This window comes from Aeromonas sp. ZOR0002, from assembly GCF_963866995.1.
Lineage (GTDB): Bacteria > Pseudomonadota > Gammaproteobacteria > Enterobacterales > Aeromonadaceae > Aeromonas > Aeromonas caviae.
This window is the reverse complement of sequence record NZ_CAWMFQ010000370.1, coordinates 1-8,135: the sequence shown is the minus strand read 5'-3', so window position 1 is coordinate 8,135 and position 8,135 is coordinate 1. Positions and strand designations below refer to the sequence as shown.

At 60.9% G+C, this 8,135-nt stretch carries 7 protein-coding genes; 3 read left to right on the top strand and 4 right to left on the bottom strand.

What is annotated here, in order from left to right:
- The coding region (locus AACR77_RS19815; protein ID WP_042879477.1) for a HAMP domain-containing protein at positions 1 to 1,163 on the bottom strand (1,163 nt) is incomplete at its 3' end.
- A gap of 196 nt (positions 1,164 to 1,359) precedes the next feature.
- Positions 1,360 to 1,971 (bottom strand): OmpW family outer membrane protein, encoded by a 612-nt coding sequence (locus AACR77_RS19810; RefSeq protein WP_010674216.1) that lies wholly within the window; start codon positions 1,969 to 1,971, stop codon positions 1,360 to 1,362.
- 325 nt (positions 1,972 to 2,296) lie between these two features.
- On the opposite strand from AACR77_RS19810, the gene AACR77_RS19805 reads away from it, so the two are divergent.
- Positions 2,297 to 2,422, top strand: a complete 126-nt coding sequence (locus AACR77_RS19805) for a hypothetical protein (RefSeq protein WP_010674215.1) — start codon at positions 2,297 to 2,299, stop codon at positions 2,420 to 2,422.
- 115 nt (positions 2,423 to 2,537) lie between these two features.
- On the opposite strand, the gene uvrA is transcribed toward AACR77_RS19805, so the two are convergent.
- Positions 2,538 to 5,366, bottom strand: coding sequence for an excinuclease ABC subunit UvrA (gene uvrA / locus AACR77_RS19800; RefSeq protein ID WP_039040117.1), 2,829 nt, complete (start codon positions 5,364 to 5,366; stop codon positions 2,538 to 2,540).
- Positions 5,367 to 5,458: 92 nt separating this feature from the next.
- Complete coding sequence (locus AACR77_RS19795) at positions 5,459 to 6,097, bottom strand: LuxR C-terminal-related transcriptional regulator (RefSeq protein WP_010674213.1); 639 nt, start codon at positions 6,095 to 6,097, stop codon at positions 5,459 to 5,461.
- Between the two features lie 517 nt (positions 6,098 to 6,614).
- On the opposite strand from AACR77_RS19795, the gene AACR77_RS19790 reads away from it, so the two are divergent.
- Positions 6,615 to 7,184, top strand: a complete 570-nt coding sequence (locus tag AACR77_RS19790) for a single-stranded DNA-binding protein (protein WP_010674212.1) — start codon at positions 6,615 to 6,617, stop codon at positions 7,182 to 7,184.
- 161 nt (positions 7,185 to 7,345) lie between these two features.
- The gene (locus AACR77_RS19785; protein WP_042879476.1) at positions 7,346 to 8,116 is read left to right on the top strand and encodes a substrate-binding periplasmic protein; all 771 of its coding nucleotides are present in this window, start codon (positions 7,346 to 7,348) and stop codon (positions 8,114 to 8,116) included.
- Positions 8,117 to 8,135 lie beyond the last annotated feature (19 nt).

Sequence of the window (8,135 nt, the reverse complement as noted above, 5' to 3'; positions counted from 1 at the left end):
TCACAGTCATTGATCTGGGCGAGCAGCTCGCCAGTCTTGTCTGCCAGGGTATTGATGGAGCGGGTCAGGCTGCCAAACTCGCAGCGGCTCTGGTAGTCGATGCGCCGGGTCATGTCACCCGTGGCCATGCGATCCAGCTCCCGATCGATGAGTTGCAGCGGACGCTGGATGCTGCGGGCCGTGGTGTAACCGATGAGGAGCGCGGCGGCTGCGGAGATGGCCGACACGATCAGGATCCAGGCGCTGGCGCTGCTGACGGCGTCATCCGCCCCGACCCGGCTCGCGCTGGCAATGCTGCCCGCCGATTTGGCCATCTCGTCCAGCAGCGCCAGGCTGTTGACCAGACTGGTGTCGAGCTGCTGGTTCAGGGACTGCAGCGAGGCCGCCAGTTGCTGGCCATTGCGCATGGTCGCCAGCAACCCTTTCGGGCCGAGGGCCAGCTCCTGCATCCGATCGAGGTTGACGATGAAACGCTGCCTCACGTCATCGGGCACCTGCACCCGTTCGAGCCGTTTGCGTGCCATCTCGATATCCTTGCCGAGCACCTTCTCCAATTCATTGAGATCGGTCTTGGCATCGGCCCGGCGGATGTTTTTCAGATCCCGGGCAATGCCGGAGGTGATGAGTTCGGCCTTGTTGCGCATGGAGCGTTTGCTCGCGGTCTGCTGCAGCAACAGATCGGCGGCCCACTGGTAGGTATCTTCCAGCCGGATGAACGCCAGCTCCAGTTCATGGCGCCGATCGAGTGCGGCCACCCACTGACCGTGCTGGGTCAGCACCTGATCCGCCAACCCGTAGAACTCGCGGGTCGCCCCGTCGACCTGGCGAAACCGCTCGCTTGCCTCCGCCACCCCGTCAAACCGGGCCATCTCCTTGCTCTGGGCCAGGAAACGCTCCTGCTGCGCCTTGAACTGGCTGGCCAGTTGCGGCAACTGGGCCGCCTCCTCGCTGGTTCTGTAGGTGAGCACCCAGCGGTTGCTGTCCTGCAGTGCGCCCTTGAGCCCGGCGACCGCGATCACCAGGGGGGTGGCACGATCAGAAACCTGGGAAAGCCCCTCGTTGATCCCCCGGATCTTCAAGATACTGATGAAGCCGAGCAGAACCAGCAACAACAGCATCAGCACGAAGCCGGCGATGATCCGCTGCACAATAGATAAACCCATGGAGGCATCCTCACTCGTTGGGGAAAGGGGTGAATGCCGAGGTTATCGGCAGCGGGATGCAATGGAATAGCGGTTCGTGACGCGATGGCGGGCCAGATCACAGTTGGCGTGACATGGCAGGCAGAAAAGGGCCCGAACAGAGCCGGGCCAAAGAGACATGCTTGTTGTCATGGCCGTGCACCGGCCACGTTTGTCATCAGAAGCGGTAACCGACGCCGAACATGAAGGCCACCGGATCGATGGAGGTGTTGATGGTGCCCACGGCGGTGTGCACATCGGTATCGATGTCGATGAGCCAGGCGGAGGCGTTGACGAACCAGCGGTCATTGATCGCCATGTCCAGGCCCACCTGACCCGCCATCCCCCAGGAGGAGTCCACGCTCACATCCGTCCCGGCCAGGGCACCGCGCCCTTCCTCGTCGAAGAAGGTGGTGTAGTTGATACCGGCCCCCACATAGGGGCGCACCTTGCTGTTGGCATCACCGAAGTAGTACTGCGCCATCAGAGTCGGCGGCAGGTGTTTGACCTTGGCGACCTCACCCAGGCCGGCAGTCGACACCGAGTGGGAGAAGGGGGTCGCGGCCAGCAGCTCGACACCCCAGTTGTCCGTCAACATGTAGGAGAGGGTCAGGCCAAGCTGCATGTTGCTGTCGATCTCCAGCTCGCCCGTCCCCAGCACGTTGTCACTGCTGGTCTGGGGAGAGACGAACGCCAGGCCACCACGGACCAGGATGTCACCGGCCTGATGTGCCATGGCGACGGGGGAAGCAAAAGCGGCTGCGATTAACAGAGGAAGGATCTTTTTCATCACATTATTCCTTTTTTGTTTTCTTTCTATGTTGCAAGCCCGAAAACTATAAAAGGATGTGAATGGCCGGTTATTGATTTAGCTCAATAGTTATCAAGAAATAGATAGATGTACACGGCAGCTTTGATTGGACAATCAAACCGCAGATGAAAATAAAAAGTCATTAAAATACATTATGATACCTTAAATTACCGCATCATCATGAAATGTAAAATACCAATTAAATACACCTTAAACATCTTCATATCACCTTTCAATTGTTGTTTAATTATGCCCCGGGGCGTATTTTATTAATGCGATGTAACCACGCTGTAATTTGAATTTTATGAAACCACAGACACGCAAAGACAAAATTCTCGGCATTCTTGCCGCCATCTGGGGGATAGGTTCCTTCCTCTTCATTCTGCTGGGTTTCCTGTTCGCCCTCGCCTTCCTGATGCTGACACACTGAGTCTGCCGGACGAGTCCCTCTTTTCTCCCTCTCATCCCTGGCCGGGCGCCAGATCGGCGCACCTCGCCACCGGCCAACAAAAAAGGGGCCCTGGCCCCTTTTTCTCGAGTGACGCTTATTTCTCCAGTAGAGGAGCGAGGAAGCGCGCCGTGTGGGACTCCTTGCAACGGCTCATCTCCTCAGGCGTACCCGTCACCAGAATACGGCCACCACCAGCGCCCCCTTCCGGGCCCAGATCAACGATCCAGTCCGCGGTTTTGATGACGTCCAGGTTGTGCTCGATGATGACGATGGTGTTGCCCCGATCCCGCAGTTGGTGCAGTACCTTGAGCAACTGCTGGATATCGTGGAAGTGCAGCCCCGTGGTCGGTTCGTCCAGGATGTAGAGGGTCTGACCGGTGTCCCGCTTGGAGAGCTCCCGCGCCAGCTTGACCCGCTGCGCCTCGCCGCCAGAGAGCGTGGTAGCGGACTGACCGAGCCGGATGTAGGAGAGGCCCACGTCCATCAGGGTCTGCAGCTTGCGCGCCACCGCTGGCACCGGATCGAAGAAGGCACGGGCATCTTCCACCGTCATCTCGAGGATTTCGTGGATGTTCTTGCCCTTGTACTTCACCTCCAGGGTCTCGCGGTTGTAGCGCTTGCCCTTGCAGACGTCGCACGGCACGTAGACGTCCGGCAGGAAGTGCATCTCCACCTTGATGACCCCGTCCCCCTGGCACGCCTCGCAGCGTCCCCCCTTCACATTGAAGGAGAAGCGGCCCGGCTGGTAGCCACGGGAACGCGCCTCCTGGGTGCCGGAGAGCAGCTCGCGGATCGGGGTGAACAGGCCGGTGTAGGTGGCCGGGTTGGAGCGCGGGGTGCGGCCGATGGGGCTCTGGTCGATATCCACCACCTTGTCCAGATGCTCCAGCCCCTCGACGCTGCGATAGGGCGCAGGCGTGGACTCGGTGGCCTTGTTCAGCTCGCGGTGGGCGATGCGGAACAGGGTGTCGTTGATCAGGGTCGACTTGCCGGAACCGGAGACGCCGGTGACGCAGGTCATCACTCCGATGGGCAGATCCAGGTTGACGTTGCGCAGGTTGTTGCCGCTCGCCCCTTTCAATTTCAGCCACTTGCCGGTGAGCGGGGTGCGCTCGGCCGGGATGGCGATCTGCTTGCGCCCGGAGAGGTAGTCACCGGTCAGGGACTCGGGGTTCGCGATGATCTCCTCCGGCGTCCCCTGGGCGACGATGGCACCGCCGTGCACGCCAGCCCCCGGGCCGATGTCGAGCACATGGTCGGCGAGGCGAATGGCATCCTCATCGTGCTCCACCACGATCACGGTGTTGCCGAGATCACGCAGGTGAGTCAGGGTCTTGAGCAGCCGCTCGTTGTCACGCTGATGCAGGCCGATGGAAGGCTCGTCCAGCACGTACATGACCCCCACCAGGCCAGCCCCGATCTGACTGGCCAGCCGGATCCGCTGCGCCTCGCCACCGGAGAGGGTCTCTGCACTGCGCGACAGGCTCAGATAGTTGAGGCCGACGTTCACCAGGAAGCCGAGCCGCTCGACGATCTCCTTGAGGATTTTGTCCGCTATCTGGGCACGCTGACCGGACAGGTTCAACCCTTCGAAGAAGGCCAGGGCATCGCCGATGGATTGCTCGGCGATGGCGGGCAGGTTGCGATTGTCCACGAAGACGTGGCGGGCTTCTTCCCGCAGTCGGCTGCCACCGCAACTGGTACAGGACTTGTTGGCGATGTATTTGGCCAACTCTTCCCGCACCGCGTTGGATTCGGTCTCCCGGTAGCGGCGCTCCATGTTGTGCAGGATCCCCTCGAACGGGTGCTTGCGCACCACCACGTCGCCGCGGTCATTCATGTAACGGAACTCGATCTCGGTGCGCCCGGAGCCGCGCAGGATCACCTCCTGGGTCTTGAGCGGCAGATCCTCCCAGGGGGTCTCCAGGTCAAACTTGTAGTGATCGGCCAGGGATTTGAGCATCTGGAAGTAGTAGAAGCTGCGCTTGTCCCAACCACGGATGGCGCCGCCGGCCAGGCTCTGGCCCGGATCATGGATGAGCTTGGCGGGATCGAAATACTGCTGCACCCCGAGACCGTCACAGGTGGGGCAGGCCCCCGCCGGGTTGTTGAAGGAGAAGATCCGGGGCTCCAGCTCCGACATGGAGTAACCGCACTCGGGGCAGGCGAAGTTGGCGGAGAAGGTCATGGGGGCAACCCCATCCTCCCCGTCCATCGGCACCACCAGCACGATGCCGCCGGAGAGAGTCAGCGCCGTTTCGAACGATTCGGCCAGGCGCAGGGCCAGGTCATCGCGCACCTTGAAGCGATCCACCACCACCTCGATGGTGTGCTTCTTGTGCAGCTCCAGGGCGGGAGGATCCGACAGATCGCACACTTCGCCGTCGATGCGGGCGCGGATGTAACCCTGGGCCGCCAGGTTCTCCAGCAGCTTGGTGTGCTCCCCCTTGCGGTTGCGCACCACGGGGGCCAGCAACATCAGCTTGGCGCCTTCGGGCTGGGCCAGCACCTGATCCACCATCTGGCTGATGGTCTGGGCCGCGAGCGGAATGGCGTGGGTCGGGCAGCGTGGCTCCCCGACCCGGGCGAACAGCAGCCGCAGGTAGTCGTAAATCTCGGTGATGGTGCCGACGGTCGAGCGCGGGTTGTGGGAGGTGGACTTCTGCTCGATGGAGATGGCAGGCGACAGCCCCTCGATGTGGTCCACGTCCGGCTTCTCCATCAGGGAGAGGAACTGGCGGGCATAGGCGGAGAGCGACTCCACATAGCGGCGCTGCCCCTCGGCATAGAGGGTATCGAACGCCAGGGAGGATTTGCCCGAACCGGACAGGCCGGTGACCACGATCAGCTTGTCACGTGGCAGGATCAGGTTGATGTTCTTGAGGTTGTGGGTGCGGGCACCCCGGATCACGATTTTTTCCATCTTGTTGCGCGCTCGATACGGGAACCAGAGCGGGCCAGTATGGCATAGAGACTACTGGATGAATAGACAGTCTTCCCTTCCGTGCCCCTTCCTCAGAGATACTCCTTGGCCCAGCTCACCGCCTGCAACCGGTTCTTGACGTTCAGCTTCTTGAAGACGTTGTAGAGATGGGATTTGACGGTGTGTTCGCTCACGAACAGGCTGTCGGCGATCTCGGTGTTGGAGGCCCCCGTCATCAGGTGACGCACGATCTCCTGCTCGCGGGCGGTCAGCAGCGTCTGCTGACGCTGAGGTTGCCCGCTCCCCTTGCGGTAGTAGTCCACCAGGTCGCACAGCAGGTGACGCGGGATCCAGTACTCCCCCTGCAACACCTTGCGGATGCCGAAAACCAGCCTGTCCAGCGTGTCCTGACGAAAGAAGAGCCCGCTGGTATGGGGCCACATCAGCAGCAGCTCTTTGTTGGTGCTGGTCGGGGCATTGAGCAACACGGCACTGGCCTCGCCAAAGCGCTGGCAGATGGCATTGCTCCACAGCTCCTGCTGGGTCGACTTGAGGTAGTCCAGATCGATCAGCAGCAAGGTTTTGGGGGCGCCCTCTGCAACGTCTGGCAGGTCATTCAGCTCCCCTACCAGCAAGATGGGCAGACCAAGCTCTTCACTGAGGTGACGCTGGAAACGGGAGGCTTGTGCGTTATTTTCGGTGATCAGCACCAGGAGGGAGTCGGGCGTCATCAAGAGAACTTCCTTGCACATTCGAGTCGGGGCTTTTTGGCAAGGAAGAGTACCAATCCCCCTCCTGGCTGCAGCATTAAAAAAGTATTAGACACATCGGTGGCTCCTTTGAAGCCCAGCAATTTTCCAGCCAATACAATTGGCTAGCACGCCCCCCCCATTTGGGGGGTCAAGTAGTGCCGGTGCGCACCATAACAGCTCCGCCCTCTTCACGCAGCCTGCCCCAGCCGCCTCCCCTTGCTGGTGACACCTTACCTCGGGTAAGTTACTCAGGCTGTGGCGATCCATTGACGCCACAGTGGCAGGGAAGATGTGCGCTCATGCCCGCCAACTGGTACTATGGCGGCCAAACGCTGCGGCCGATCCATGACGCCTCTGCCGGCAAGCTCCGGCGCAGCCAGGACACTGAAGAGAGATGACACCCAGCCAGGGCGCGCATCTCGTTGCAAACAAACACATTATTGAATGGGCCCAGGCATCTGGCCTGGCCGGTATACATAAGGGTGGAAGAGAGATTATGGCCAGTCGAGGCATCAACAAAGTCATTCTGATCGGTAACCTGGGGCAAGACCCGGAAGTGCGCTACATGCCGAGCGGCGGTGCCGTGACTAACATCACCCTGGCCACCTCCGATACCTGGCGCGACAAGCAGACCGGTGAGCAGAAAGAGCGCACCGAATGGCACCGTGTCGTCTTCATGGGCAAGCTGGCCGAAGTGGCCGGCGAGTACCTGAAGAAGGGCTCCCAGGTCTATGTGGAAGGCAAGCTCCAGACCCGTAAATGGCAGGATCAGAGCGGCCAGGAACGCTACACCACCGAGGTGCTGGTCGACAGCTTCACCGGTGTGATGCAGATGCTGGGTGGCCGTCCGCAGGGCGGTGGCCAGGGCATGGGCGGCCAGTCATCCCAGGGCAACTGGGGCCAACCGCAACAGGCTGCACCGCAACAGAACATGCAACGTCCTGCTGCCCCGCAGCAGAACATGCAACCGCAAGGCGGTTACGGCCGTCCGGCCCAGCAGCCGCAATCCGCCCCGCCGGTCTACAACGAACCGCCGATGGATTTCGACGACGATATTCCGTTCTGATCCCCTGCGGCAGGCCCTGATTCATCAGGGCCTTTTTTTACCTGTTTCTGACGCATTCACCTCCCCCGACGACCATGTTGCAGCCACTCTCCCCCGCTTTACGTCCCCTTCGTCCAGGCTTGTGGCTATCATCGAGACGATTTCTCCCTTCGGGAACCTGCATGAACCACTTGAGTCGTCTGCTGTGCTTCGCCCTGCTGATGTTCGGCGGCCACCTTGCTGCGGAGCCGCTGCGGGTGGGCGTCAGCTTTGCCATTCCTCCCTATGTCATCAGCCACGAAGACAGGGGCATTGAACTCGACCTCATGCGAGAGGCCTTCGCAGGCAGCCCCCATGAGCTGCAGGTCGTCTATCTTCCCCTGGAGCGCACCTTCAGGATGCTGGAGGAAGGCAAGCTGGACGCCATCATCAACGTCAAACCCGGCATGCTGGAAAGTGCCTACCTCTCACAGCCGGTGATCACCTTCCACAACCGGGTCTTCACCTTGGCGCCGACGGCAGTCCACACCATGAAGGATTTGCAGACCCTGCGAGTCAGTGCCTTCCAGCGTGCACGACAGATCCTGGGAACGACCTTCTCCGACATCGTCGACCAGAATCCCCGTTATGAAGAGGTGGCGAGGCAGGAGGGACAGGTACAGCGGCTCCTGCTCGGGCGCACCGATGCCGTGATCCTGGAACAGCGGGTGTTCTACTACTATCTGGCTCAGTTGCTCGGGGATGACCAGGAGGGCGACCGCTATCCCAAGGACCAGGTCAGACAGCACGACCTCTTCCCCCCGACTCACTACCACTTCGCCTTTCGCGAGGCGGGCCACCGGCAATGGTTCGACAGACAGCTCGCCAAGATGAAGGCGGACGGGCGCTATGAGCGGATCTTTGCCGCCTATGGCACCACCTCTACTGCCGGAGACAAAAAAGCCAGCCCATGATGGACTGGCTTGATACCGG

Excerpts from the sequence above, each read along its gene's own strand:
- AACR77_RS19795 (WP_010674213.1), bottom strand. The coding sequence starts at position 6,097 with ATGACGCCCGACTCCCTCCTGGTGCTGATCACCGAAAATAACGCACAA.
- AACR77_RS19790 (WP_010674212.1), top strand. The coding sequence starts at position 6,615 with ATGGCCAGTCGAGGCATCAACAAAGTCATTCTGATCGGTAACCTGGGG.
- AACR77_RS19810 (WP_010674216.1), bottom strand. The coding sequence starts at position 1,971 with ATGAAAAAGATCCTTCCTCTGTTAATCGCAGCCGCTTTTGCTTCCCCC.
- AACR77_RS19805 (WP_010674215.1), top strand. The coding sequence starts at position 2,297 with ATGAAACCACAGACACGCAAAGACAAAATTCTCGGCATTCTTGCCGCC.
- uvrA (WP_039040117.1), bottom strand. The coding sequence starts at position 5,366 with ATGGAAAAAATCGTGATCCGGGGTGCCCGCACCCACAACCTCAAGAAC.
- AACR77_RS19785 (WP_042879476.1), top strand. The coding sequence starts at position 7,346 with ATGAACCACTTGAGTCGTCTGCTGTGCTTCGCCCTGCTGATGTTCGGC.